The organism is Mycobacterium sp. E787, from assembly GCF_001668725.1.
Lineage (GTDB): Bacteria > Actinomycetota > Actinomycetes > Mycobacteriales > Mycobacteriaceae > Mycobacterium.
Map to the genome: position 1 here is coordinate 1 of NZ_LZKL01000037.1, position 25,919 is coordinate 25,919.

At 69.1% G+C, this 25,919-nt stretch carries 25 protein-coding genes; 16 read left to right on the plus strand and 9 right to left on the minus strand.

What is annotated here, in order from left to right; translation table 11 throughout:
- The 5 genes from A5705_RS28955 to A5705_RS07520 all read right to left on the minus strand — a co-directional run.
- Window positions 1-2,399: PE family protein (locus A5705_RS28955; protein ID WP_156763059.1), on the minus strand; the 2,399-nt coding region annotated here is incomplete at its 3' end.
- Between the two features lie 146 nt (window positions 2,400-2,545).
- The gene (locus tag A5705_RS07505; protein WP_068276572.1) at window positions 2,546-3,256 is read right to left on the minus strand and encodes a serine hydrolase; all 711 of its coding nucleotides are present in this window, start codon (window positions 3,254-3,256) and stop codon (window positions 2,546-2,548) included.
- A 12-nt stretch (window positions 3,257-3,268) separates the two neighbouring features.
- Entirely contained in the window at window positions 3,269-4,786 is a 1,518-nt protein-coding gene (gene fadD17, locus A5705_RS07510) for a long-chain-fatty-acid--CoA ligase FadD17 (protein ID WP_068276577.1), read from the minus strand.
- 4 nt (window positions 4,787-4,790) lie between these two features.
- Entirely contained in the window at window positions 4,791-5,888 is a 1,098-nt protein-coding gene (locus A5705_RS07515; protein WP_067883568.1) for an acyl-CoA dehydrogenase family protein, read from the minus strand.
- Between the two features lie 49 nt (window positions 5,889-5,937).
- Window positions 5,938-7,119, minus strand: coding sequence for an acyl-CoA dehydrogenase (locus A5705_RS07520; RefSeq protein ID WP_067883569.1), 1,182 nt, complete (start codon window positions 7,117-7,119; stop codon window positions 5,938-5,940).
- Between the two features lie 236 nt (window positions 7,120-7,355).
- On the opposite strand from A5705_RS07520, the gene A5705_RS07525 reads away from it, so the two are divergent.
- From A5705_RS07525 to A5705_RS07580, 12 genes are all read left to right on the plus strand, one after another.
- Window positions 7,356-7,547, plus strand: a complete 192-nt coding sequence (locus tag A5705_RS07525; RefSeq protein WP_067883705.1) for a ferredoxin — start codon at window positions 7,356-7,358, stop codon at window positions 7,545-7,547.
- Window positions 7,548-7,560: 13 nt separating this feature from the next.
- On the plus strand, window positions 7,561-8,472 hold the full coding sequence (locus A5705_RS07530) for a 3-oxoacyl-ACP reductase (RefSeq protein ID WP_067883570.1): 912 nt from the start codon (window positions 7,561-7,563) through the stop codon (window positions 8,470-8,472).
- Window positions 8,473-8,710: 238 nt separating this feature from the next.
- Window positions 8,711-9,475: an ABC transporter permease gene (locus A5705_RS07535; RefSeq protein ID WP_067012245.1), complete on the plus strand. Its 765-nt coding sequence runs from the start codon at window positions 8,711-8,713 to the stop codon at window positions 9,473-9,475.
- 16 nt (window positions 9,476-9,491) lie between these two features.
- Window positions 9,492-10,334: an ABC transporter permease gene (locus A5705_RS07540; protein ID WP_067883571.1), complete on the plus strand. Its 843-nt coding sequence runs from the start codon at window positions 9,492-9,494 to the stop codon at window positions 10,332-10,334.
- A 19-nt stretch (window positions 10,335-10,353) separates the two neighbouring features.
- Window positions 10,354-11,556, plus strand: coding sequence for an MCE family protein (locus A5705_RS07545; RefSeq protein ID WP_068276583.1), 1,203 nt, complete (start codon window positions 10,354-10,356; stop codon window positions 11,554-11,556).
- Window positions 11,556-12,608, plus strand: coding sequence for an MCE family protein (locus A5705_RS07550; protein WP_067883573.1), 1,053 nt, complete (start codon window positions 11,556-11,558; stop codon window positions 12,606-12,608). The genes A5705_RS07545 and A5705_RS07550 overlap by 1 nt, the downstream gene beginning before the upstream one ends.
- Window positions 12,598-13,662 (plus strand): virulence factor Mce family protein, encoded by a 1,065-nt coding sequence (locus A5705_RS07555; RefSeq protein ID WP_068276586.1) that lies wholly within the window; start codon window positions 12,598-12,600, stop codon window positions 13,660-13,662. The genes A5705_RS07550 and A5705_RS07555 overlap by 11 nt, the downstream gene beginning before the upstream one ends.
- On the plus strand, window positions 13,659-15,104 hold the full coding sequence (locus A5705_RS07560; RefSeq protein WP_068276589.1) for a virulence factor Mce family protein: 1,446 nt from the start codon (window positions 13,659-13,661) through the stop codon (window positions 15,102-15,104). The genes A5705_RS07555 and A5705_RS07560 overlap by 4 nt, the downstream gene beginning before the upstream one ends.
- Window positions 15,101-16,267 carry a virulence factor Mce family protein gene (locus A5705_RS07565; RefSeq protein WP_067883576.1) on the plus strand — a complete coding sequence of 389 codons (1,167 nt, stop codon included), beginning with the start codon at window positions 15,101-15,103 and terminating at the stop codon, window positions 16,265-16,267. Before A5705_RS07560 ends, A5705_RS07565 begins: the two co-directional genes overlap by 4 nt.
- A gap of 9 nt (window positions 16,268-16,276) precedes the next feature.
- A complete protein-coding gene (locus A5705_RS07570; protein WP_068276593.1) occupies window positions 16,277-18,001 on the plus strand; it encodes a virulence factor Mce family protein in 1,725 nt (574 codons plus the stop codon).
- A gap of 11 nt (window positions 18,002-18,012) precedes the next feature.
- Window positions 18,013-18,753, plus strand: coding sequence for a mammalian cell entry protein (locus A5705_RS07575; RefSeq protein ID WP_068276595.1), 741 nt, complete (start codon window positions 18,013-18,015; stop codon window positions 18,751-18,753).
- On the plus strand, window positions 18,753-19,253 hold the full coding sequence (locus A5705_RS07580; protein ID WP_067883579.1) for a mammalian cell entry protein: 501 nt from the start codon (window positions 18,753-18,755) through the stop codon (window positions 19,251-19,253). The genes A5705_RS07575 and A5705_RS07580 overlap by 1 nt, the downstream gene beginning before the upstream one ends.
- A gap of 1 nt (window position 19,254) precedes the next feature.
- Here the strand turns inward: A5705_RS07580 and A5705_RS07585 are convergent, their stop codons facing one another.
- Genes A5705_RS07585 through A5705_RS27710 form a run of 3 tightly spaced genes read right to left on the minus strand, consistent with a single transcriptional unit; the run spans window position 19,255 to window position 21,546 of the window.
- Window positions 19,255-19,833: a hypothetical protein gene (locus A5705_RS07585; RefSeq protein ID WP_068276597.1), complete on the minus strand. Its 579-nt coding sequence runs from the start codon at window positions 19,831-19,833 to the stop codon at window positions 19,255-19,257.
- Window positions 19,834-19,863: 30 nt separating this feature from the next.
- The gene (locus tag A5705_RS07590; RefSeq protein ID WP_067883581.1) at window positions 19,864-21,381 is read right to left on the minus strand and encodes a trehalose-6-phosphate synthase; all 1,518 of its coding nucleotides are present in this window, start codon (window positions 21,379-21,381) and stop codon (window positions 19,864-19,866) included.
- Window positions 21,382-21,546 (minus strand): hypothetical protein, encoded by a 165-nt coding sequence (locus tag A5705_RS27710; RefSeq protein ID WP_156738578.1) that lies wholly within the window; start codon window positions 21,544-21,546, stop codon window positions 21,382-21,384.
- 121 nt (window positions 21,547-21,667) lie between these two features.
- Between A5705_RS27710 and A5705_RS07595 the strand changes: the two genes are divergently transcribed.
- From A5705_RS07595 to A5705_RS07610, 4 genes are all read left to right on the plus strand, one after another.
- Window positions 21,668-22,327, plus strand: coding sequence for a phosphate ABC transporter ATP-binding protein (locus A5705_RS07595; RefSeq protein ID WP_068276743.1), 660 nt, complete (start codon window positions 21,668-21,670; stop codon window positions 22,325-22,327).
- A gap of 5 nt (window positions 22,328-22,332) precedes the next feature.
- Window positions 22,333-23,151 (plus strand): iron export ABC transporter permease subunit FetB, encoded by an 819-nt coding sequence (fetB, locus tag A5705_RS07600; protein ID WP_068276599.1) that lies wholly within the window; start codon window positions 22,333-22,335, stop codon window positions 23,149-23,151.
- A gap of 57 nt (window positions 23,152-23,208) precedes the next feature.
- Window positions 23,209-24,132: an enoyl-CoA hydratase gene (locus A5705_RS07605; protein WP_068276602.1), complete on the plus strand. Its 924-nt coding sequence runs from the start codon at window positions 23,209-23,211 to the stop codon at window positions 24,130-24,132.
- Window positions 24,133-24,206: 74 nt separating this feature from the next.
- A complete protein-coding gene (locus A5705_RS07610) occupies window positions 24,207-25,037 on the plus strand; it encodes an SDR family oxidoreductase (protein WP_068276746.1) in 831 nt (276 codons plus the stop codon).
- On the opposite strand, the gene A5705_RS07615 is transcribed toward A5705_RS07610, so the two are convergent.
- Window positions 25,020-25,910 carry an NAD(P)-dependent oxidoreductase gene (locus A5705_RS07615; RefSeq protein ID WP_068276609.1) on the minus strand — a complete coding sequence of 297 codons (891 nt, stop codon included), beginning with the start codon at window positions 25,908-25,910 and terminating at the stop codon, window positions 25,020-25,022. The two genes, A5705_RS07610 and A5705_RS07615, sit on opposite strands and share 18 nt — an antisense overlap.
- Between the last annotated feature and the right edge of the window lie 9 nt (window positions 25,911-25,919).

Here is a 25,919-nt window from a genome sequence, read left to right on the forward strand (position 1 = left end):
ACGCCGGTGCCGACCAAGGTGGCCGTGCCGCCGTTGCCGGCATTTGCGCCGTCGCCGCCCCGGCCGGCGTTGCCTCCGGTGCCGCCGTTGGCGCCGACACCGCCCGTGCCACCGGTGCCGCCGCCGCCGCCGGTGCCGCCCTGACCGCCGTTGCCGCCGTTGTCGCCTTGGCCGTTGAAGCTGCCGCTGCCGTCGCCGCCCGCGCCGCCGGCACCACCTTGGCCGCCGTTGCCGCCCTGGCCGCCGTTGAAGCCGGTGTCGCCGAGGCCGCCGTGGCCGCCGAAGCCGGCGGCGCCGCCCATGCCGCCGTTCCCCCCGGTGCCGACGGGCAGCCGTTCGCTCCCGTTTGCCGCTTGGAAGCCGTTGCCGGGCGCGCCACCCGCGCCGGCCGCCCCGCCGTTGCCGCCCGTCCCGCCTGCGCCGCCGACGCTGGCGCTGCCGGTGCCTCCGTTGCCTCCGCTGCCGCCGGTCCCGCCATCGCCGCCCGGACCCCCGTTGCCGTTGGATCCGAAGAAGCCGTGCTGTGGCGAGGTCGATGTGAGCCGTTGGCTGGCGGCGCCGCCGTGACCGCCCTGGCCGCCCGCGCCGCCGTTACCCCCGGCGAAACCGGAGTTGGGACCACTGGAGCCCTGGTCGCCGGTGCCGCCGTTGCCGCCGCTGCCGCCGGGGCCGCCGTTGCCGCCGCTGCCGAAGAAGACGTTGTTGCTTTCGGCGGCTTGCAGGCTGGCGCTTTGGCCTGGTTCGCCCCCTGCGCCGCCGTCGCCGCCGTTGCCGCCGCTGCCCCCGGCGGCGCCGCTGCCGTTGATACCCGCGCTTCCGGTAGCGCCCTGGCCGCCGGCGCCGCCGTCGCCGCCGTTGCCGCCGCTACCGTCGGCGGTGCCGCCGATGCCCGGATTGCCGCCGGTGCCGCCCGCGCCCGCATCGCCGCCGGTGCCGCCGTTGCCGCCGCTGCCATCGCCGACGGCCGCGCCGCCATTGCCGCCGGTGCCCCCGTTGCCGCCGTTGCCGGCACCCCCGCCGTTGCCCGCGCTCGTGCCGTCGCCGCCGTTGCCGCCCAGGCCGCCCTGGCCGCCGGTGCCGCCTTGGCCTCCGGCACCTTGCTGGCCGCCGCCACCGGCACCGGGCGCCCCGCCGGTGCCGCCCACGCCACCGGACCCGCCGTCTGCGCCCTGACCGCCGTGGCCGCCACCGGCCGAACCTTGGCTGCCGGACCCGCCTTGCCCGCCGGTTCCGCCTTGGCCACCGGTCCCGCCGTTACCGGCGATGCCCGAGGCGCCTTGGGTGGAGCCCGCACCGCCGGTGCCGGCCGGCCCGCCGCTGCCGCCGGTACCGCCGATCCCGCCCGTCCCGCCGGCCACACCCTGGGCTCCGTCGGTGCCGGTGCCGCCCTGGCCGCCCGATCCGCCCGTGCCACCGGTGCCGCCCTGGCCGCCCGCACCTTGTTGGCCGCCGCCACCCGGCCCGGCTGCCCCGCCGGTGCCGCCCACGCCGCCGGCTCCGCCCTCTGCGCCCTGACCGCCCTGACCGCCACCGGCCACACCTTGGCCGCCGGTGCCGCCTTGGCCGCCGGTGCCGCCTTGGCCGCCGGCACCGCCGGATCCGGAGCCGCCGAAGTTGCCATGGCCCCCTTGACCGCCCGTACCACCGGCGCCGCCGTCACCGCCGATGAAGGGGCTGCCGATTCCGGCCACGCCGGCACCGCCGGCCCCACCGGTGCCACCGATCCCGCCAGCACCGCCGACGCCCCCTGATCCGCCGAGTAAACCGCCGTTACCGCCGGCCCCGCCCGTCCCTCCCATCGCGCCCGCTTGGCCGCTGCCGCCCACTCCGGCCGCGCCGGTCCCGCCGACACCGCCGGCCCCGCCGCCGCCGCCATTGCCGAACAGCCCGGCGTCACCGCCCCGGCCGCCGGGTCCCCCGGGCATGCCGGGCGCCCCGGGCACGCCGGACCCGCCATTGCCGCCGTTGCCGAGCAGGATTCCGCCGGGACCGCCGGCCTGCCCGGTCCCCGGTGCCCCGTTTGCGCCGTTGCCGACCAGGGGGCGCCCCAGCAGCAGCTCGGTTGGCGCGTTGATAAGGCGGAGTGCGTCCTGCTCGATGGTCTGCAATGGCGACGTGTTCGCCGCCTCGGTGGCGGCGTACGACGCCGCGCCGGTGAGTAGGGAGCGCGCGAACTGACCGTGGAACGCGGCCGCCTGCGCGGCCAGCTTCTGGTACTCGACGGCCTGTTGGGAAAACAGCGCCGCGATGGCCGTCGACACCTCGTCGGCGGCCGCGCGCGCCACGCCCGTGGTCGGGCCGGTCGCGGCCGCGTTGACGTCGGCAAGGGCCGCTCCGATGCTCTCGATGTCCGCGGCCAGCGAACCCGCGAGCTCCGGTGAGACAAGCACATACGTCATCGAGCACCTCGCCGTACCTCTAGACGAGCCGGCAATCGCCGGCAATCATCAGGGCAACCACTGGGAAGCGTATCGCGATACGGACGCTACGGAATTCATCGTTCGCCACAATGGATCTCGTCCAGATTCCGGGAAGCTCCCGGGTGTCACTGCTCGGTTATCGCGGGAAGCCGGCCGACGAGCCAGTCCGTCATCGTGTTGAGGACGTCGACCGCGGCCTCGAATGACTTTGCGTCGGCCGCCAACGCCACGCCCACGTGAGCGGATTCTGTTGGGACGATGCCGAATTGCCGAACCAGGTAGGTGTCGCCGGTCAATCCCGGACCCCAACCGCCTTTGGCCGCAATGCCTTTGGCGGCCAGTCCCCAGCGCTGGCCGCGGGTGAGCTGCTGCATCAGCTCGATGACGTCAGCCGCGTCACCGACGCCGGGCAGCCCGGCGGCGAATCGCGCCTGGCGATCGAGCGGCCATGGCGTCTGGCCGAAGGCCGTGAAACCCGGGCGGCGTCGTCGCGATTCGACCACCGTGGCCGTGTCACCGCACTCGTTGACGACGGCCTGCACCAGGCGGGCGGCCTCCGCCGGGTCGCCCAGTCGAGACCACAACTGCTCCGACGCGTGATTGTCGGATTCCGTGATGGCTTTGACGACGAGGTCCCGGGCGCCTGCCCGGTCGGCACGCAGGGCCGCGACGGCCAACGGCACCTTGATCGTCGACCAGGCGACCCCGGATTGCCAGCGGCCCAACGAGATAACCTCGGCAAGGCCCGGACGGGCAACCGCGATGCCGATGGTCGCCGGGACGGTGGCCGCAAGCTCGCCGAAGCTCGATTCCACTTGGCGCAGTGGGGATGTCATGTCGTGCCGGCGCTACCGGCGGACCGGCCACACGGGATCACCGCAGTCGACACCCTGCGCCGACAACTGCCGCTTGAGCACCTTGAAGGTCACCGTCCGCGGTAGCTCCCCGCTGATCCGGACGTAGGACGGCCATTGTTTGGGCCCGAGGTCGGGCTGGTCGGCCAGGAAGGCCCGGAACTTCTCCGGATCGAACTCCGCACCGGGAGCGAGCACGAGCGCCGCCATCACCTGGTCGCCGACGACCGGGTCGGGCACCGCGTACACCGCGACCTCGACGGCGTCGGGATAGCGCAGCAGCACGCGCTCGATCGGTGCGGCCCCCAGGTTCTCGCCGTCGACCCGCATCCAATCACCAAGCCGCCCAGCAAAATACGCGTAGCCACCCTCATCCCGATAGGCGAGGTCGCCGCTGTGGTACATGCCGCCGGCCATTCGCTCGGCCTCGGCGGCCTCGTCATTGTAGTAACCCTCGAAACGGCCCGCCCCGGCTGTGTTCACGATCTCCCCGACGACGCCCGCCGGGCACGGCTCGCCGGTGTCGGGGTCGACGATTGCAACACCCTCCGGCAGCGGACCCAACGCGCCCGGCGGCGTGTCGGGGGTGCGGGCGATGGCCACCCCGCCCTCGGTCGAACCGAACCCGTCCTGCACGACGCACCCGAACCTGCGGGCGAACCGCTCGATGTCGGCGGGCACGCCTTCGTTGCCGTAGACGGCCCGCAGCGGGTTGTCCGCATCGTCGGGCCGCTCGGGTGTGGCGAGCACGTACGACAACGGCTTGCCCACGTAGTTGGCGTAGGTGGCACCGTAGCGGCGGACATCCGGCAGAAACCCCGATGCCGAGAACTTGCGCCGCAACGCCATTGAACCCCGGCATGCGGCGGCCACGGCCCAGCCGACCAGCACGGCGTTGGAGTGGAACAACGGCATGGACACATAGCAAACGTCATCTCGGCCGAGGTCGAAGCGCTGCGCCATCGTGACGCCGGCGATCGCGACCTTGCCGTGGCTGCACTTCACCGCCTTCGGCTCGCCGCTGGTGCCCGACGTGAAGATCAGCATGAACAGGTCCCCGGGCGACGCGGACTGGAATTCGAGCTCGACACTCCCCGAGGGGAGGTGCTCGGCCACCTCGTCCGCCCACGTGTCGGAATCGACATTCACGTGATCGATACCGCCCAGCGGCGCAGCGGAATTCGAATCGGCCAGCACCACCTGGCAGTCGGCGTGCGCGATGTCCCGGGCCAGCGCGTCGCCGCGGCGCACCGGGTTGAGCCCCACCGGCACGATCCCGGACATCCCCGCGGCCACCAGCATCGCCGAGAAGAAGGGCGTGTTCTCCAGCAGCACACCGACGTGCGGCGGCTTCGCCGGGTCGAGGCGTTCGCGCAGCGCCGCCGCGATCGCGGCAGCGTGCCGGAGGTGATCGCCCCAGCTGGTGAACGAGTCTTCGAAATACACGCCGCGGTCGTCGATCTCGGCCAGCGGCACCAGCAGTTTGGTGACCGTCGGGTCGGGGGGAAGCACGAAGCTAGGCAGGGGTATCCGCCAGTTCGCGGCCGATCCGGCGCAGCTGCCCGGTGGCGCCGCGCAGCGCGAACTCGATCTCCTTGGCGGCCAGGAAGTACCGGTGCACGGGGTGGTCGGTGTCGACGCCCACGCCGCCGTGCACGTGCACCACGGTGTGCGCCACGCGGTGTCCGGCGTCGGCGGCCCAGAACGCCGCGCTGGCCACGTCGATCTCGGCAGGGATGTCCTCCGACACGCGCCAGGCCGCCTGGGTCAGCGTCAGCCGCAAGCCCTTGACGTCGATGTAACCGTCGGCGAGCCGCTGCGCCACCGCCTGGAAGCTGCCGATCGGACGGTCGAATTGCTCACGCGTGCGGGCGTATTCGGCGGTCAGCTGCAGACCGCGTTCGAGCACGCCGAGCTGGAACGCGCTGCGTCCCAAGGTGATGAGCGTGTCGAGCCAGGCGGCGACGACCGCGTCGCCGACCCGGCGTCCCGCGTCGACCGCCGTCCCGTCCAGTCTGAGGTGCCCGACGCTGCCCAGGCCGGTGGTCTGCAGCGCCGTCACCGTGACCCCCGGATCGTCCGCGGCGACCAGGAAAACCGCGGCGCCGGAATCGGTTTCGGCCGGGACCAGGAAGGCGTCGGCGACGGGGCCGAACCCGACCTGGGTGCGCGTCCCAGTCAAGCGGAAGCCGTCACCGGAGCGGGTGGCCTGCACCGGCCCCTCACCCATTTCGCCGTCGAGCGCGACGGTGAGGATCTTCTCGCCCCGCACGGCCGGCGCGCCCCAGCCCTGCTGCAATTCCTCGGAGCCGAACCGTGCCAGCGCCCCGGCGGCCAGCACCACCGACTCCAGGTAGGGCACGGCCGCCAGCTGGTGGCCCAGCGCGACCAGGATGGCCACCTGCTCGAGAACGCCGAAGCCGTCGCCGCCCAGCGACGTCGGCGACGCACTGGTCAAGATGTCGGCTTCGACGAGCTTGCGCCACAGCTGCTGGTCGAATCTTTGCTCGAGGTTGTCGAGCTCACGCTGGTGTTCGGGCGTGCACACCGCGTCGACGATGGTGTCGACCAAACCGCCGAGGTCCTGTGCGGCTTCTGTCGTGGTGAAGTCCATGAATTCTCGTCCTTACAAGTCCCTATATATGAGGAATATTGAGGAAGCGCTAGCGGTTGGCCCGGGGCAGTCCCAGCGCGACCATGCCGATGATGTCGCGCTGCACCTCGTTGGTGCCGCCCCCGAAGGTCAGGATCAGGCATGCCCTGTGCATCCGCTCGACCCGGCCGCGCAGCAACGCGCCCGGCGAATCCGGGCGCACCGTCGCCGCGGTCCCCAGCACCTCCATCAGCAGGCGGTACGCCTCGGTCGCCAGCTCGGTGCCGAACACCTTGGCCGCCGAGGCATCGGCGGGTCCCAGGGAGTCGGTGTGCGCCGAGGCCAGCTCCCAGTTGATCAGCTTGAGAACCTCGGCCTTGGCGTGCACGCGCGCGAGGTTGAGCTGCACCCACTCCGAATCGATCAGCCGGGCCCCGCCGGCGTCCTTGGTGTTTTGCGCCCACTCCCGGACCTCGCGCAGCGCCACGATGATCGGTTGCGCCGACACCAGGGCGACCCGCTCGTGGTTGAGCTGGTTGGTCACCAGCTTCCACCCGCCGTTCTCCTCGCCGATCAGGTTGGTCACCGGCACCCGCACGTCGGTGTAGTAGGTGGCGCTGGTGTCGGGGCCCGCCATCGTGTGCACCGGCGTCCAGGAGAAGCCCTCCGCGGTGGTCGGCACCACCAGCATCGAGATCCCGCGGTGCTTCTTGGCCTCCGGGTTGGTGCGCACCGCCAGCCACACCCAGTCGGCGTACTGGATCAGGCTGGTCCACATCTTCTGGCCGTTGATCACGTAGTCGTCGCCGTCGCGCACCGCGGTGGTGCGCAGGTTGGCCAGGTCCGTGCCGGCGCCGGGCTCGGAATAGCCGATCGAGAAATGCAGGTCACCGGCCGCGATCTTGGGCAGGAAGAACTTCTTCTGTTCGTCGGTGCCGAAGGCCATGATGGTCGGCGCCACGCTGTTGATCGTCAGGAACGGCACCGGCGCGCCCGCGATGGCCGCCTCGTCGGTGAAGATCAGCGAGTCCATCGGCGAACGGTCCTGCCCGCCGTATTCCTCGGGCCAGCTCAGGGTCAGCCACCCGTCCTTACCCATCTGGGAGACGACCTCGCGGTAGGCGTTGCCGGTCCCGATCTCGCCCTGTGTCGAGCTGAGGGCCTCGCGGCGCTCCGGCGTCATGAGCGTGGTGAAGTACGACCGCAGCTCGCGACGCAGCTCCTCCTGTTCAGGGGTGTAACTGATGCGCATTGCAGGCCGTCCTTGTCGTTTAAGCGTCGTTGAGCGTCGTTGAGCGTCAATTGCGATCGAATGCCGCGTCACGCTATGCAGCCCGACCAACGGCTACCCGTTCGCCTCCCCGGTTGTAACACGTTCTAGTCTTGGAATCCAGCGACCGTTTCCCCTGAGGCACCGGGGCCCTAAGGTGGACCTACATACCGACGGGGCGAGTGCTCACGTTGAAGGCCAGGTTCAAGGAGGGTGCCGTGCGGGTGATCGTGGATCGTGACCGGTGCGAAGGGAACGCGGTGTGCATGGGAATCGCACCCGACCTGTTCGACCTGGACGACGAGGACTACGCGGTCGTGAAGGTCGACCCGATTCCCGCCGACCGAGAGCAGCTGGCCGAACAGGCCATCGCCGAGTGCCCCCGCGCCGCGCTGGTGCGCCAAGACTAGAGGTATTCATAAATTGACTAGCAGCACAAACGCGGCCGATCTGTCCGGAAAGGTCGCGGTGGTGACCGGTGCCGCCGCGGGACTGGGTCGCGCCGAGGCGCTCGGCCTGGCCCGGCTCGGCGCCAACGTCGTCGTCAACGACATCGCCGCGGCGCTGGACGCCTCCGACGTGATCGACGAGATCACCGCCGCCGGCGTCAAGGCTGTCGCAGTGGCCGGTGACATCAGTCAGCGCGCGACGGCCGACGAGTTGGTGGCCACCGCCGACGGGCTCGGCGGGCTGGACATCGTCGTGAACAACGCCGGGATCACCCGCGACCGGATGCTGTTCAACATGTCCGACGAGGAATGGGATCTCGTCATCGCGGTGCACCTGCGCGGACATTTCCTGCTGACGCGCAACGCGGCCACCTACTGGCGTGCCAAGGCCAAGGATGCGGGCGGGAAGGTCTTCGGCCGCATCGTCAACACCGCCTCGGAGGCCGGCCTGGTGGGGCCGGTGGGGCAGGCCAACTACGGCGCGGCCAAGGCAGGGATCATCTCGCTGACCCTCACCGCCGCCCGGGCGCTGGGCCGTTACGGCGTGTGCGCCAACGCGATCTGCCCGCGCGCCCGCACCGCGATGACGGCCGACGTCTTCGGGGCGGCACCCGAAAACGAAGGCGGCATCGACCCGCTGTCGCCGGAGCACGTGGTCAGCCTGGTCACGTTCTTGGCATCGCCGGCCGCCGCCGAAGTCAACGGCCAGGTGTTCATCGTCTACGGCCCGCAGGTGACGCTGGTTGCCGCGCCGACCGCGGAGCACAGGTTCGCCGCGGACGGGCCGGCATGGGACCCCGGCCAACTCAGCGGCGAGCTCGAAAAATACTTTGCTGGCCGCGATCCGGAGCGGAACTTTTCCGCCGTCGGCCTGATGGAGCAATAGCCGTGTAAAACGCACTTTATGGGGGAATGCGCGCGAGTAGAACATGTGTCAGATTGGAGTTTTGTCAATACCTCTGACCTGGACAAATTAACGGTTCGGATACGGAAATGCTGTTCATTGACACCGCGTACTTCTTCTGAGTTAATATGATCCGGCTCACACCGGGCCGCGAGCGATCGAAGACAATGCAAAGGCGATTCACAGGCTTCGCCGCGACCAGCAGAGGGGGGTGGCCAGGCTGAGAGAACAACTTGCCGTCCCCGCCCGCGCCGTCGGCGGGTTCTTCGAGATGATGATCGACACCGGCCGCGAGACTTTTCGGCGGCCGTTTCAATTTGGCGAGTTCCTCGAACAGACGTGGATGATCGCCCGGGTCTCGCTGGTTCCGACGCTGCTCGTCTCCATCCCGTTCACGGTGCTGGTGGCGTTCACCCTCAACATCCTGTTGCGCGAAATCGGCGCGGCCGACTTGTCCGGCGCGGGAACCGCTTTCGGCACCGTCACCCAGTTGGGCCCGGTGGTCACGGTGCTCGTCGTGGCCGGCGCCGGCGCCACCGCGATCTGCGCCGACCTGGGTGCCCGCACCATCCGCGAAGAGATCGACGCGATGCGGGTGCTGGGCATCGACCCCGTCCACCGGCTGGTGGTGCCGCGGGTGCTGGCGTCCACGGTGGTGGCGCTGTTGCTCAACGGCCTGGTGTGCGCCATCGGCCTGTCGGGCGGCTACGTCTTTTCCGTCTTTCTCCAGGGCGTCAACCCGGGCGCGTTCATCAACGGCCTGACCGTGCTCACCGGGCTGCGCGAGTTGGTGCTCGCCGAAGTCAAGGCGCTGCTGTTCGGCGTGATGGCCGGGCTGGTCGGGTGCTACCGCGGCCTGACCGTCAAGGGGGGTCCCAAGGGCGTCGGGAACGCCGTCAACGAAACCGTCGTCTACGCGTTCATCTGCCTGTTCGTCATCAACGTGGTCATGACCGCCATCGGCGTGCGGATTTCGGCCAAGTGAGGCGAGTGAACACCCGATGAGCTACGACGCCACCCTCCGGTTTCGCCGCTTCATGTCGCGGCTGCAGGGACCCATCGACGACTTCGGCGAACAGGCGCTGTTCTACGGCAAAACCGTGCGCTACGTTCCGCAGGCGATCACCCAATACCGCAAGGAGACGATCCGGAACGTCGCCGAAATGACCATGGGCGCAGGGGCTCTCGTCATGATCGGCGGCACGGTTGGTGTCGCGGCCTTCCTGACCCTGGCCTCCGGCGGCGTCATCGCCGTGCAGGGGTATTCGTCGCTGGGCAACATCGGCATCGAGGCGCTGACGGGCTTCCTGTCGGCGTTCCTCAACGTCCGAGTCGTCGCCCCGGTGATCGCGGGCATCGCGCTGGCGGCCACGATCGGCGCGGGTGCCACCGCCCAGTTGGGCGCCATGCGGGTGTCCGAGGAGATCGACGCCGTCGAATGCATGGCGGTGCAGTCGGTGTCCTACCTGGTGTCGACCCGGCTGATCGCGGGCCTGATCGCGATCATCCCGCTGTATTCGCTGTCCGTGCTGGCGGCGTTCTTCGCCGCCCGCTTCACCACGGTGTACATCAACGGGCAGTCGAAAGGCCTTTACGACCACTACTTCAATACGTTCCTCATCCCCTCGGACCTGTTGTGGTCCTTCCTGCAGGCCATCGTGATGGCCATCGCGGTCATGCTGGTCCACACCTATTACGGATACAACGCCAGCGGCGGGCCCGTCGGCGTCGGCGTCGCCGTCGGGCAGGCCGTGCGCACCTCGCTGATCGTCGTGGTCGTCATCACCTTGTTCATCTCGCTGGCCGTCTACGGCGCGTCGGGTAACTTCAACCTCTCCGGCTAAGGGGGAGCGGCAAACAAACATGGCAGACGGCGGACCGGGACGCACATCCGTTCGGCTGGCAGCGGCGCTGCTGGCCAGTTTGATCGTGGCCTTTGCCGCCGTCACCTACCTCTCCTACACCGCGGCGTTCGCCTCGACCGACACCGTCACCGTCTCGGCGCCGCGGGCGGGCCTGGTGATGGACAAGGGCGCCAAGGTCAAGTACCGGGGCATCCAGATCGGCAAGGTCACCGCCATCGACTACTCCGGTGACCAGGCGCGGCTGACGCTGGCCATCAGCAGCGACCAGATGCACTTCGTCCCCTCCAACGCGACGGTGCACATCGCGGGCAACACCATCTTCGGCGCCAAGTCGGTGGAATTCCTTCCGCCCCAAGCGCCTTCGCCGACGTCGTTGCGCCCGGACGCCCATGTGGAGGCCTCCGCCGTGCAGCTGGAGGTCAACACCCTGTTCCAGTCGCTCATCGACCTGCTGCACAAGGTCGACCCGGTGGAGCTGAACGGGACGCTGAGCGCCCTGTCGGAGGGGCTGCGCGGCCACGGCGACGACTTCGGCTCGCTGCTGTCGGGGCTGAACACGCTGGCGCGCCAGGCTAACCCGAAGCTGCCGGCCCTGCAGGAGGACTTCCGCAGGGCCGGGATCGTCACCAACACCTACGCCGATGCGGCCCCCGACCTGAACACCGTCTTCGACAACCTGCCGACGATCAACCGGACGGTGGTCGACCAACAGAAGAATCTCAACGACACGCTGCTGGCGACGATCGGCCTGGCCAACAACGCCTACGACACGTTGGAACCCGCCGAGCAGAACTTCATCGACGCCATCAACAGGCTGCGTGCCCCGATCAAGGTGGCCCACGACTACTCGCCGGAATTCGGCTGCTTTTTCGCCGGTGTCGAACGCGGCATCAAGGAATTCGCCCCGCTGCTCGGGGTCCGCAAGGCCGGCCTGTTCACGTCCTCGAGCTTCGTGTTGGGCGCGCCCTCGTACACGTACCCGGAGTCGCTGCCGATCGTCAACGCATCCGGGGGTCCGAACTGCCGCGGGCTGCCCGACATTCCGACGAAGCAGACCGGCGGGTCGTTCTACCGGTCGCCCTTCCTGGTGACCGACAACGCCAACATCCCGTACGAGCCGTTCACCGAGCTGCAGTTCGACGCGCCCTCCACACTGCAGTTCCTGTTCCACGGCGCCTTCGCGGAACGGGACGACTTCTGATGGCGGCCGCGGGGATGCCGTCGCACCGGTCGATGCTGATCAAGGTAGGCATCTTCGCGGCGGCCATGGTGCTGGTGAGCGCGTCGCTGGTGATCGTCTTCGGCGACTTCCGGTTCGGGCCCGAAAGCACCTACCACGCAACGTTTACCGATGTGTCGAAGCTGAAGCCCGGCCAGAAGGTTCGCATCGCCGGCGTGCCGGTCGGCGCGGTGTCGGGCGTGAAGCTCAACCCCGACAACACGATCGACGTGAAGTTCGGGGTGGACAGCCGCTACACGCTGTATTCGTCGACGCGCGCGGTGATCCGGTACGAAAACCTGGTCGGCGACCGTTATCTGGAGATCACGTCGGGCCCCGGGGAGCTGCGTAAGCTGCCGGCCGGTTCCACGATCAACTCCGAACACACCCAGCCCGCACTGGATCTCGACGCGCTGCTGGGCGGGCTGCGGCCGCTGGTCAAGGGCCTGGACGCCGACAAGGTCAACACCATCAGCAGCGCGGTCATCCAATTGTTGCAGGGCCAGGGCGGGGCGTTGTCCGACGTGCTGGCCGACACGAGCGCGTTCTCGTCGGCGCTGGGCCAACGCGACCAGCTCATCGGCGACGCGATCACCAACCTCAACACCGTGCTGGGGACCGTGGACCAGAAGAGCGCGCAGTTCTCGGCCAGCGTCGACCAGCTGCAGCAACTGATCACCGGGCTGGCCAAGAACAAGGACACGATCGCCGGGGCCATTCCGCCGCTGGCTTCGACGACCACGGACCTGACTGAGCTGCTGAAGAATTCGCGCCGGCCGCTGCAGGGCATCCTGGAGAACACCCGGCCGCTGGCCACCGAGATCGACAACCGCAAGGCCGAGGTGGACAACGACGTCGAGCAACTCGGCGAGGACTACCTGCGGCTGGCCGCGCTCGGCGCCTACGGGTCGTTCTTCAACATCTATTTCTGCTCGGTGACCATCAAGATCAACGGCCCGGCCGGCAGCGACATCCTGCTGCCCCTCGGTGGCCAGGTCGATCCCAGCAAGGGGAGGTGCGCTTTTGTCAAGTAACGCAAGGCGCGAACGTGACCCGTTGCGCACCGGCGTCTTCGGTGTTGTGCTGGTGGTCTGCGTCGTGCTCATCGCATTCGGGTACGCGGGCCTGCCGTTCTGGCCGCAGGGCAAGATCTACGACGCCTACTTCGCCGACGCCGGCGGCATCAACCCCGGCAACTCCGTCTACGTGTCGGGCTTCAAGGTCGGCAAGGTGTCGTCCGTCGGCCTGGCCGGCGACAGCGCCAAGGTGACCTTCAGCGTCGATCGGCACATCGTCGTCGGCGACCAGTCGCTCGCCGCGATCCGCACGGACACCATCCTCGGCGAGCGTTCCATCGCGGTGACCCCGGCGGGCACCGGCAGGTCGACCACCATTCCGCTGAGCCGCACGACCACGCCGTACACGCTGGCCGGCGCGCTGGAGGACCTGGGCAACAACGCCAACAACCTGAACAAGCCCCAGTTCGAACAGGCCCTCAACGTGCTCACCGACACGCTGCACGACGCCACCCCCGAATTGCGCGGCGCGCTGGACGGGGTGACGTCGCTGTCCCGCACGCTCAACCGCCGCGACGAGGCGCTGCAAAGCCTGCTGGCGCATGCGAAGTCGGTGACGGCGGTGCTGTCGCAGCGCGCCAACCAGGTCAACAAGCTGGTCGACGACGGCAACGAGTTGTTCGCCGCGCTGGACGAGCGGCGGGCCGCGATCGGCGAGTTGATCTCCGGCATCGGCGGCCTCTCGCAGCAGATTTCCGGCTTCGTCGCCGACAACCGCAAGGAGTTCGGCCCGGCGCTGAGCAAGCTGAACAAGGTGCTGGCCAACCTCAACGAGCGCCGCGACTACATCACCGAGGCGCTCAAGCGGCTGCCGACCTACGCCACCGAGTTGGGTGAGGTGGTCGGTTCCGGGCCCGGGTTCAACGTGAACGTGTTCAGCGTGTTGCCGGCGCCGATGGTGGCGATGGTGTTCGACTTCATCTACCAGCCGGGCAAGCTGCCGGCCAGCCTCGCCGACTACCTGCGCGGGCTGATTCAGGAACGCTGGATCATCAGGCCGAAGTCGCCATGACGAATCGGATCGCCCGCAGCAGGGCGCTGCGCTACGGCACCATCATCGCACTGGTCGCGATGTTGGTGGGCGGCGTGTATGTGCTGTCGTCGCAAGGCAATAACCGGACCGTCATCGGCTATTTCACCTCGGCCGTCGGTCTGTATCCCGGCGACCAGGTGCGCATCCTGGGCGTGCCGGTCGGTTCGATCGACACGATCGAGCCGCGGCCCTCCGACGTCAAGATCACCATGTCGGTGGCCAAGGACGTGAAGATCCCCAAGGATGCGCGGGCCATCATCATCTCGCCGAACCTGGTGTCCGCGAGGTTCATTCAGCTCACCCCGGTGTACACCGGCGGGGCGCTCCTGCCCGACGGCGGCAGCATCGACCTGAACCGCACCGGGGTGCCGGTGGAATGGGACGAGGTCAAGGAGTCCCTGACCCAGCTGGCCGTTCAGCTGGGCCCGACGACGGGATCGATGCAGGGGCCACTGGGCAGGGCGATCAACCAGGCCGCCGACACGCTCGACGGCAACGGCGAGTCGTTCCACAACGCGTTACGCGAACTCTCGCAAGTCGCCGGGCGGCTGGGGGATTCGCGCAACGACATCTTCGGCACCGTGAAGAACCTGCAGGTTCTGGTCGACGCGCTGTCGGCGAGCAACGAGCAGATCGTGCAGTTCGCCGGCAACGTCGCTTCGGTGTCGCAGGTGCTGGCCGACAGCTCGCGGCATCTGGACAACACCCTGGGCACGCTCAACCAGGCGCTCTCCGACATCCGGGGGTTCCTGCACGAGAACAACTCGACGATCATCGATACGGTCAACAACCTCAACGACTTCGCCCAGACGTTGAGCGACCAGAGCGACAACATCGAGCAGGTGTTGCATGTGGCCGGCCCGGGTATCGCGAACTTCTACAACATCTACGACCCGGCGCAGGGCACCCTGAACGGTCTGTTGTCGATACCCGAATTCGCCAACCCCGTTCAGTTCATCTGCGGTGGCTCCTTCGAGACCGCCGCCGGGCCGAGGGCGCCGGACTACTTCCGGCGCGCCGAGATCTGTCGTGAGCGGCTGGGCCCGGTGTTGCGCCGGCTCGCGGTGAACTTCCCGCCGGTGATGTTCCACCCGCTCAACACGATCACCGCGTACAAGGGCCAGATCATCTACGACACCCCGGAGACCCAGGCCAAGGCCGCCACCCCGGAACCCCAGCTGACCTGGATACCCGCTCCGGGTTCGCACCCGGCGCCGCCGGCCCAGAATCCGTCCGATCTGCAGGCCCTGCTGGTTCCCACCGCCCCGCAGACCGGCAACCCTCCGGGGCCGCCGCCCGCCGGCGCCAACCCCGCGCCGGCACCGGGCCCCGGACCGGGCAACGCGTTCGGTCCGCTGCCCGGCCCCCCGCCCAGCCAGGCGCCGGGCGGGCCGGCGGCCAACCTGGGCGGTGGCGGATGAAGCGAATCTGGTTGCGCGGCGGCGTGTTAGCTGCCGGCAGTGCGCTGCTGGCCGGCTGTCAGTTCAATGGGCTCAACTCGCTGGCGATGCCCGGCACCGCCGGCCACGGCAGCGGCGCGTACTCGATCACCGTCGAGATGCCCGACGTGGCGACGCTGCCGCAGAACTCGCCGGTCATGGTCGATGACGTCACCGTCGGCAGCGTCTCGGGCATATCGGCCGAGCAGCGGGCCGACGGATCCTTCTACGCCGCTGTGAAACTGGCGCTGAACAAGAACGTCGTGCTGCCGGCCAACGCGACGGCGACGGTGGCCCAGACGTCGTTGCTGGGTTCGATGCACATCGACCTGGCGCGTCCCAAGGACAAGCCGGCGACCGGCCGGCTCAAGGACGGCTCCACGATCACCGAGGCCAACACGGGCCGCTACCCGACCACCGAAGAGGTGTTCTCTGCGTTGGGCGTCGTCGTCAACAAGGGCAATCTCGGTGCGCTGGAAGACATTACAGACGAGACCTATCAAGCCGTCGCCGGTCGCCAGGACCAGTTCGTCGACCTGATCCCGCGCCTCGCCGAGCTGACGGCGGGGCTCAACCGGCAGACCAACGACATCATCGACGCGGTCGACGGGCTGAACCGATTCTCCGCGACCCTGGCGCGCGACAAGGACAACCTGGGCCGGGCGCTGGACACGCTGCCCGAGGCCCTCCGGGTGCTCAACAAGAACCGGGACCACATCGTCGAGGCATTCGGCGCGCTCAAGAAGCTGGCGCAGGTGACCTCCCACATCCTGGCAAAAACCAAGGTGGACTTCGCCGAAGACCTCAAGGGCCTGTACTCGGTCGTCAAGGCCCTCAGCGACAACCGCAAGAACTTCGTCACCTCGCTGCAGATCCTGCTGACCTTCCCGTTCCCCAACTTCGGCATCAAACAGTCGGTGCGCGGCGACTACCTCAACGTGTTCACCACCTTCGACCTCACCCTGCGGCGGATCGGAGAGACGTTCTTCACCACCTCGTATGCGCTTGACCCGAACATGATGCACATGAGCGAGGTCCTCAACCCGCCCGATTTCCTCACCGGTGAATTGGCCAACCTGTCCGGGCAGGCGGCCGACCCGTTCAAGATTCCGCCCGGCACGGCTCCGGGTGCCGAGGGTCAGTAGGGGCGGCGGATGATCGACAAACTCACCAAGATCCAACTCGGCATCTTCGCGGTGATCACCGCCATCACGCTGAGCGTGATGGCCGTCTTCTACCTGCGTCTGCCCGCCACCTTCGGGATCGGGACGTACGTCGTCAGCGCCGATTTCGTCGCCGGTGGCGGGCTGTACAACAACGCCAACGTCACCTACCGCGGAGTCGCGGTCGGGCGGGTGGAGTCGGTGGGCCTGAACCCCAGCGGCGTCACCGCCGAAATGCGGCTGAACAGCGGCACTCCCATTCCGTCGAACGTCACCGCCACCGTGAAGAGCGTCTCGGCGGTGGGTGAGCAGTACATCGACCTCGTGCCGCCGGGCGAGCCGTCATCGACGAAGCTGCACAACGGATCCCGGATCGACCGGCAGAACACCCGGATCGGCCAGGACGTCGCCGACCTGTTGAAGCGGGCGGAGTCGCTGGTCAACAGCCTCGGCGACACCCGCTTGCGCGAGCTCCTGCACGAGACCTTCATGGCGGCCAACGGGTCGGGTCCCGAGCTGGCCCGCCTGATCGAGTCGGCCCGACTGTTGGTGGACGAGGCCAACGCCAGCTACCCGCAGGTATCGCAGCTGATCGATCAGGCCGGCCCGTTCCTGCAGGCCCAGATCCGTGCCGGCGCCGACATCAAGTCGCTGTCCGACGGGTTGGCGCGGTTCACTTCCGAGGTGCGCCGGGCCGACCCGCAGCTGCGCGACACGCTGGCCACCGCCCCGGGCGCCACCGATGAGGCCAGCACCGCGTTCTCCGGCATCCGGCCGTCATTCCCGGCGCTGGCCGCCAGCCTGGCCAACCTCGGGCGCGTCGGGGTCATCTACCACAAGTCGATCGAGCAGCTGTTGGTGGTGTTGCCGGCCCTGTTCGCGGCGATCACCACGGCCGCCGGCGGCGCGCCGCAGGACGAGGGCGCCAAGCTGGACTTCAAGCTCGACCTCAACGACCCGCCGCCGTGCGCCGTCGGCTTCCTGCCCCCGCCGCTGATGCGCACGCCGGCCGACGAGACGCTGCGCGAGCTGCCGAAGGACATGTACTGCAAGGCGGCCCAGAACGATCCCAGCACCGTGCGCGGCGCCCGCAACTACCCGTGCCAGGAGTTCCCCGGCAAACGCGCGCCGACGATCCAGCTCTGCCGCGACCCGAAAGGTTACGTTCCCGTCGGCCGCAACCCCTGGCGCGGCCCACCGGTACCGTACGACACCCCGGTGACGAACGGGCTGAACGTATTGCCGCCCAACAAGTTCCCGTACATCCCGCCGGATGCCGAACCGGATCCGGGCACCCCCATCGTCGGGCCGCCGCCCCCCGGCGTGGTGCCCGGGCCCGGCCCGCTGCCCAACCACCAGCCGGCATGGGATCCGCCGCCCCCCAACGACAGCGGTCCGCCGCCGGGTAACCCGTCGTGGCACCCGCCCGGGGTGCCGCCGGTGCCGCCGATACTCCCGTACCCGAAGTGGCTCCCCCCGCCGGCGCCTCCGGAGGGGATCAATCCCCCGCCGGCCGGCCCGGGACCGGAGAAGCCGTGGGGGCCGCCGCCCGGACCGCAGCCGCAGGCCAGCGGCCCCGCGTACACGACCTATGACCAGCACACCGGAGCCTTCGTGGACCCGGCGGGCGGCACTGGTATCTTCGCGCCCGGCACGAGCGGCGCGTCCAGCGCCGAGAACTGGGTGGACCTGATGCGTGATCCGAGGCCTCTTTGACGGACCCCTTGATGGACCCCTTGATAGACCCCTCAGTGGACTCCGCAGCGACGGCAGGCCAAGCGACGACGCGGCGCGTCCGTCGGCGGGCCTCGCGCGCCGCGGGCCCCGCCAAGAGCGAGTCCGGTTGCCCCGCCGCGGTTCTCGCTGATGCGCCGACGGCGGAACCCTCGTTGCAGCCCGCCGCCAAGAAGGCGAAGACCCTCCAGCCGGTCAAGCCGCCGCCACGGCGCCGGCCACGCCGGACCCTGGTGCTCTGCACCTCGTTCGCCGCGGCGCTGCTGGCGGTCGGGGCGCTGGCCGGCGGCCTGGCCGCGCTGATCATCCAGCAGCGACACGCCGAGGCGCAGCAGGCGCGCGACCAGCGCTTCGTCGACACCGCGACGCAGACCGTGGTCAACATGTTCAGCTACAAGCAGGACAACATCGACGAAAGCGTGAACCGGTTCTACAACGGCACCAGCGGCCCACTGCGTGGCATGCTCGGCGCCAACAACAACATCGACAACCTCAAGGGCCTGTTCCGCTCCACCAACGCCACCTCGGAAGCCGTGGTCAACGGCGCCGCGCTGGAGGGCATCGACGCGGTCACCGACAACGCGTCGGTGCTGGTGTCGGTGCGGGTCACGGTCGCCGACATCGACGGGACCAACAAGCCGTCCATGCCGTATCGCCTGCGGGTCATCGTGCACGAGGACGAGCAGGGGAAGATGACCGGTTACGACCTGAAGTACCCCGACGGGGGTAACTGATGCCGTCACCCCGCGTCCAGAGGTGGCTGATCGCCGTGGCGGGCTCGGTCCTGGTGGCGGCTATCGTCGGCCTGTCCGCGGCGGGTGGCTGGTTCTATTGGGAAAGGGTGCAGACGCGCGGCGAGGCGGCGGCCCGGGCGGTGCTGCCGGGGCTGGCCGCCAAGGAGATACCCGAGGTCTTCGCCTACGACTACCAGACCGTCGAACGCAGCCTGTCGGCCGCGTACCCGTTGCTCACCCCGGCCTATCGCCAGGAGTTTCAGAAGAGCGTCAACACGCAGATCATCCCCGAGGCGAAGAAGCGTGAGGTGGTCGTCCAGGCCAACGTCGTTGGCGTGGGCGTCATGTCGGCAAAGCGCGACTCGGCGTCGGTGATGGTGTACATGAATCGCACCGTGACCGACAAGTCACGGCAGCCGCTCTACGACGGCAGCCGGTTGCGGGTCGACTTCACCAAGATCGGCAAGCAGTGGCTGATCGCCTACATCACGCCGATCTAGCTCAGAAGCACATCGCAATGTTGTTGCAGCGCAACGGATAGCGCTCGACAGGGCTGGGCGGCGGCCCGGCCAGCGTCAGCGAAAACGGTTGCTTCTTCATGTCGGACTGCAGCCCGCAGACCGGACCGTGCAGGATCGTGTGGGTGCCGGTCATGGTCTCGTCGCTGAACGCGTAGGTTTCGGTGGTCGGCGCGGTGCCGCCGCCCGGGCATGACACGCCATCGGACTTGTCCACCTTGAAGGTCCACAGCATGCTGGACATGCGGGCCCTGCCGCTGAAGTTCTGCAACTTGTCCGCGGCGCTGATCCGTTCGGGCGTCGAGCTCACGATGTTCAGGGCGCAGTTCATCGCGAAGACGATCGGGTCCGAATAGTCGTTCATGTTCCGGGTTCCGGACGGCTGATCGCACAGCGCGGAAATCGTCCAGGAAACCCCCGATACGCCGGCCTCGTTGAAGGTGTAGGTGCCGTCCGCCGGTGGTCCGATGGCGCTCGCCGGGTCGCCGGACACCAACGCGACCCCCAGTGCTATGGCCGAGCAGATGCCGGCGCCGGCCGCCAGCCCGCGGCGGAGTTTCATAGTGCCCCTCCCTTCACGCTGCATCGAGTATCACAGCGTTTCGGCCGCGACACCATGGCCGGCGTCGTGCGGATGCGACTCCGCGAGGGCGTCGAGGAATGACCGCGCCCAGCGGTCCACGTCGTGGGCGAGCACCTGGCGGCGCATCGTGCGCATCCGCCGCCGGCCCTCCTCGGGCGTCTGGTTGAGCGCCGCCTCGATCACGTCCTTGACGCCTTCGAGGTCGTGCGGGTTCACCAGGTACGCCTGCCGCAGTTCCGCTGCGGCGCCGGTGAATTCGGACAGGACCAGCGCGCCGCCCAGGTCGCTGCGGCAGGCGACGTACTCCTTGGCCACCAGGTTCATCCCGTCGCGCAGCGGGGTGACCAGCATGACGTCGCTGGCCACGAAGAACGCGATCAGTTCGTCGCGAGGCACCGGGCGATGCAGATAGTGCACCACCGGATGACCGACCTCGGCGTATTCGCCGTTGATGTGGCCGACCTGGCGTTCGATGTCGTTGCGCAGGATTTGATAGCTCTCCACGCGTTCGCGGCTCGGCGTCGCGAGCTGAACGAGCACGGTGTCGTCGCGTTTGGCGCGGCCCTCGGCCAGCAGCTCGGTGAAGGCCTTCAGGCGGACGTCGATGCCCTTGGTGTAGTCGAGCCGGTCGACGCCCAGCAGGATCTTGCGGGGGTTGCCCAACTCGGCGCGGATCTCCCGCGCGCGGCGCCTGATGTCGCGGTCGCGGGCCGCCTGGTCGAGCGCGGTGGAGTCGATGGAGATGGGAAAGGCGCCCACCCGCACCGTCCGCGACTCCAGCTGCACCTCGCCGAACCGCGCCCGCACCCCCACCGACCCCCGGGAGGTTTCGACGCCGATCAACTGCCGGCACAGGACCAGGAAGTTCTGCGCGCCGCCGGGCAGATGAAAGCCCACCAGATCCGCGCCGAGCAGGCCCTCGACGATCTCGGTGCGCCACGGGAGCTGCCTGAACAGCTCCACCGGCGGGAACGGGATGTGCAGGAAGAATCCGATGGTCAGGTCGGGCCGCAGCTCGCGCAGCATCTTGGGGACAAGCTGCAGCTGGTAATCCTGCACCCACACCGTCGCGGCCCGGGCCGCCGCGTGCGACGTGGCTTCGGCGAAGCGGCGGTTGACGTCGACGTAGCGGTCCCACCATTCGCGGTGGTAGATGGGCTTGACGATGACGTCGTGGTAGAGCGGCCACAGGGTGGCGTTGGAGAATCCCTCGTAGTACTCGGCGACGTCGTCGCTGGTCAGCCGCAACGGATGCAGGTGCAGGTCGTCCTGCACGATGGGCTGGTAATCCAGCTCGTCGTCGTCATCGGCGACCCCCGGCCAGCCGACCCACGCACCGCGCCGGCGCCGCAGCAACGGCTCCAAGGCCGTGACCAGTCCGCCCGGGCTGCGTTTCCAGGCCGTGGTGCCATCGGGAAGCCGCTCGAGGTCGACCGGTAGCCGGTTGGCAACCACGACGAAGTCGGAATTGCCGAAGCGCTCGGCGCCCGGCGCGTTCTCCGAAGACCTGCCGCCCCTGGGAGCCATTTAGGTGTCGAGCTTGGCCGGTCCAATACCGAGCATGGACAAGAACACGCGGCACTCGTCGGCGTCGTTCGCATACGCGGCGACGACCCGCCTCGCCTGGCTCGCGGTGCTGTCGGCCAGGGGCTCCACATCGCCGATTTCGCCGGGATCAGATTTCGTAGCCATGAACACAACTGTAGGCGACGTGTGACCGGGCTCCGCGCGGTCTCACCAGCAACGGGTGCCGGACGGCCCGCCTGGCGGGTACACATGTCGCTGGCGGGGAGGAGGCGCGGTGGACGCGGACATGGTGTTCGACTTCGTCGACGTTGTCGTCGAGCGGGACGGTGTGCGGGCCCTGAACGGCTTCACCGCCGCCGTTCCGGGGCGGGGCGTGACGGCAATATTCGGACCGTCGGGGTCGGGCAAGTCGACCCTGCTTCGCGTGTGCAACCGGCTGGAGGTGCCGACGAGTGGGCGGGTGTCCTTCCGGGGCGAGGACATTGCCGGCGTGGACCCGTTGTGGTTGCGGCGCCGGGTGGGCATGTGCTTTCAGCGGCCGACGCCGTTCGCGGGAACGGTCGCCGACAACCTGCGCGTCGCAGACCCGGGGGCGTCCGAGGCGCGGATGGCCGAAACGCTGGAGCGTGTCGCGCTGGCCGGATCGTGGCTGGACCGCGAGGCGACCGCCCTGTCGGGCGGGGAGGCGCAGCGCATGTGCCTGGCCCGCACGCTGATGGCGCGACCGCAGGTGCTGCTCCTCGACGAACCCACCTCGGCCGTCGATGCCGAGGCGGCCGTCGTGATCGAGGACGCGGTGCGCGAGCTGGCCGCCGACGGGATTCCCGCCCTTTGGGTGACCCACGACGCCGCGCAGGTCGAGCGGGCCGCCGACCGGGTCCTACGCATCGAGCGAGGTGTCAGCCTGGGGCTCGGCCCGGTGGCATCGAGGGAAGAGGGGCGGTGACCGGGATGAACGGTCAGGTCGGCTGGCTGGGGCTGGCGACGTCGCTGATTCTGGTCGCGTTCGCGGCGGCCGTTTCGCTGTGGCAGCGGTTGGGACTGGAGCGCCAGCTCGTGTGGGCGGCGGCCCGCGCGCTGGCCCAGTTGCTGCTCGTGGGCGGCGCGCTCACGCTGCTCTTCGCGCCGGGCCGTTCGTTGTGGTGGTCGTGGGCGTGGACCGCCGGCATGGTCGCCTACGCCGGAGACGTCGCGCGCCGGCGGGCGCCGGAGGTGCCCCGGCTCGCCCCGCTGACCATCGCGGCCTTCTCGGCCGCGGCGGTGATCACCCTGAGCGTGATCTTCGGGCTGCGGGTGTTCCCGTTGCAGGCCCGCACCCTGGTCCCGATCGCGGGAATGATGGTCGGCAACTCCATGACCGCCACGGTGCTGGTGGCCCGGCGGCTGGTCGACGAGCTGCGCGACAAACGCGATGAGGTCGAAGCCAGACTGGCCCTCGGGCAACCCTCCCGCCAGGCCGCGGCCCCGTACCTGCGGATCGCGTTGCGGTCGGCGATCTCCCCGCAGATCGAAACCACGAAGGCGACGGGCCTGGTGTTCCTGCCGGGCGCCATGACCGGACTCATTCTCGCCGGCGTGCACCCGCTGCAGGCCGTGCTGGTGCAGGCCGTGGTGATGTTCCTGATCCTCGGCTCGGTTGCCACCACGACCGTCGTCGTCGCCCTCGGCCTGGTCCGGCTGGTGTTCACTCGAGACCACCGGCTGCTGCCGCTCGGCGGGCGATCCGAAGACGCCGCTACCCGTCGCCGAGCGGCCACCACCCCGCGGTGAACCGCTTACACACTGGACGTAATGTGTAAACACTGGACCTGACAGAAGGCGGGCGGAATGACACTCTCCGACCAGGCGGGCGCACAAGCGGGCGCCCAGGCGGCCAATGAGCTGGTGACCTATGAAACGCTCGACGACGGCCGCATCGCCCGGATCTGGCTCAATCGGCCCGAGGCCCACAACGCGCAAAGCCGCGGCCTGCTGGTCCAGCTCGACGAGGCGTTCCTGCGCGCGGAGGCCGACGACGCCGTGCGCGTGGTGATCCTGGCGGCGCGCGGTAGAAACTTCTCCGCCGGGCACGACCTGGGCTCGGAGCTGGCGATCGCCGAGCGGCAGCAGCTTCCGAGCTTCCGCATCAACGGCGGCACCCGCGATCCGATCGCGGAGAAGATCTACCTGCAGGAGTGGCACTACTTCTTCCAGAACACCTGCCGCTGGCGGGATTTGCGCAAGATCACCATCGCACAGGTGCAGGGCAACGCGATTTCGGCCGGCCTGATGCTGATCTGGGCGTGCGACCTGATCGTCGCGGCTGACAACGCGAAGTTCAGCGACGTGGTCGCCGTGCGCTTGGGGATGCCGGGCGTCGAATACTACGCCCACCCTTGGGAATTCGGCCCCCGCAAGGCCAAGGAGCTGCTGCTGACCGGCGATGCGCTGGACGCCGACGAGGCCTACCGACTGGGCATGGTGTCGAAGGTGTTTCCGGTCGACGAGTTGGCGGACAAGACGCTGGAATTCGCCCGGCGCATCGCAGACCGGCCCACCATGGCGGCGCTCCTCGTCAAGGACTCGGTCAACGCGGCCTCCGACGCGATGGGATTCACCGAGGCGCTGCGGCACGCGTTCCACATTCACGAACTGGGCCACGCGCACTGGGCCGCCCACAACGAGAACAGGTACGCCGTCGGCCTGCCGCCCGACGTGGAGGACTGGCGCGGCGCCAAGCCCACACAGATCGCCCGCCGCGATACGCCATAGCGTGACCCGTGTGACGGCTGTGACCGCTCGCCTATGCTAGAACCCGTTTCAGTTTCGGCGTGAAGGGGCGCGGCGTGCAGCTTACTTTCGACAACCGGACGTACCTGGTGACCGGCGGTGGCAGCGGGATCGGCAAGGGGGTCGCGGCCGGGCTGGTGGCATCCGGCGCCTCCGTCATGATCGTCGGGCGCAATCCCGATCGGCTGGCGGCCGCCGTCCAGGACATCGAGGTGCTCAAGGCCGACGGCTCGATCCGCTACGAGCCCGCCGACATCACCGTCGAGGCTGAGGCCGCCCGCGCGGTCGACGCGGCGACGGCGTGGCACGGCCGGCTCCACGGGGTGGTGCATTGCGCGGGCGGGTCGGAGACGATCGGGCCGATCACCCAGATCGACTCCGACGCCTGGCGGCGCACGGTGGACCTCAACGTCAACGGCACCATGTACGTGCTCAAGCACTCGGCCCGCGAGCTGGTGCGCGGCGGCGGCGGCTCGTTCGTCGGGATCTCGTCGATCGCGGCCAGCAACACCCACCGCTGGTTCGGCGCCTACGGCGTCACCAAGTCGGCCGTCGACCACATGATGCAGCTGGCCGCCGACGAGCTCGGCCCGTCGTGGGTGCGCGTCAACAGCGTCCGCCCGGGCCTGATCCGCACGGATCTTGTTGCGCCCATTACGGAATCACCGGAGCTGAGCACGGACTACCGAAACTGCACGCCGCTGCCGCGGGTGGGTGAGGTCGAGGATGTCGCGAACCTGGCGATGTTCTTGCTGTCCGACGCGGCCAGCTGGATCACCGGGCAGTGCATCAACGTCGACGGCGGCCACATCCTGCGGCGCGGCCCCGACTTCTCCGCGATGCTGGAACCCGTGTTCGGCGCCGAGGGGCTACGCGGAGTCGTCTGAGCTTCCGGCGTCCCGGGCGGCGAGCGTGGCGAGCGCCGACCAGTCCAACTGCCCGCCACCGGTTGCCACCAGGGTGAGGAAGCGATCGCGCAGCAGGCTGGCCACCGGCAGCGGCACCTCCAGCTGCTCGCCGGCGGCGAGCACCAGCCGGACATCCTTGAGGCCGAGGGCCGCCGCGAACCCGGCGGGTTCGAATTCGCCCCGCGCGATCAGCCCGCCGTAGGTCTGGTAGGCCGGCGCGCCGAACAACGTCGAGGTGAGGATGTCGACGTACTGCTGCTTGTCGACGCCGGCCTTGTGCACCAGCGCGACGGCCTCGCCGACGGTCTCGATGACTGACGCGATCAGGAAGTTCCCGCTGAGCTTCACCAGGTTGGCGGTCGGTGGCCGCTCGGCGACCACGAAGGTGCGCTGGCCGATCGCGTCGAACAGCGCGGACAACGGCCGCAGCAACTCGGGGTCGCCCGCCGCGATCACGAAAAGCTTTGCGGCGGAGGCGGCTTCGGGCCTGCCGAACACCGGCGCGGCCGCGTAATGCTGGCCGGCCTCGGCGTGCGCGGTGACCAGCCGCTCCGACAGTGCGACGCTGATGGTGCTCGACGACACGTGCGTGGCCCCCGCAGGCAGCGAAGCCACGATTCCCTCGGGGCCCAGCGCGACGGCCTCCACCGCCCGGTCATCAGACAGCATGGTGAAAACGACCTCGGCGTGGCTCGCCTCGGCGACGGTGCGCGCCGCGGTCGCGCCCTGCCGCACGAGGGGCTCCGCCTTGTCGGGGGAGCGGTTGTAGACGGTGAGCCGGTGGCCCGCCTTGATCAGGTTCGCGGCCATGCCCTGGCCCATGTTCCCCAGGCCGATGAATCCGATGTCCATGCATCTACC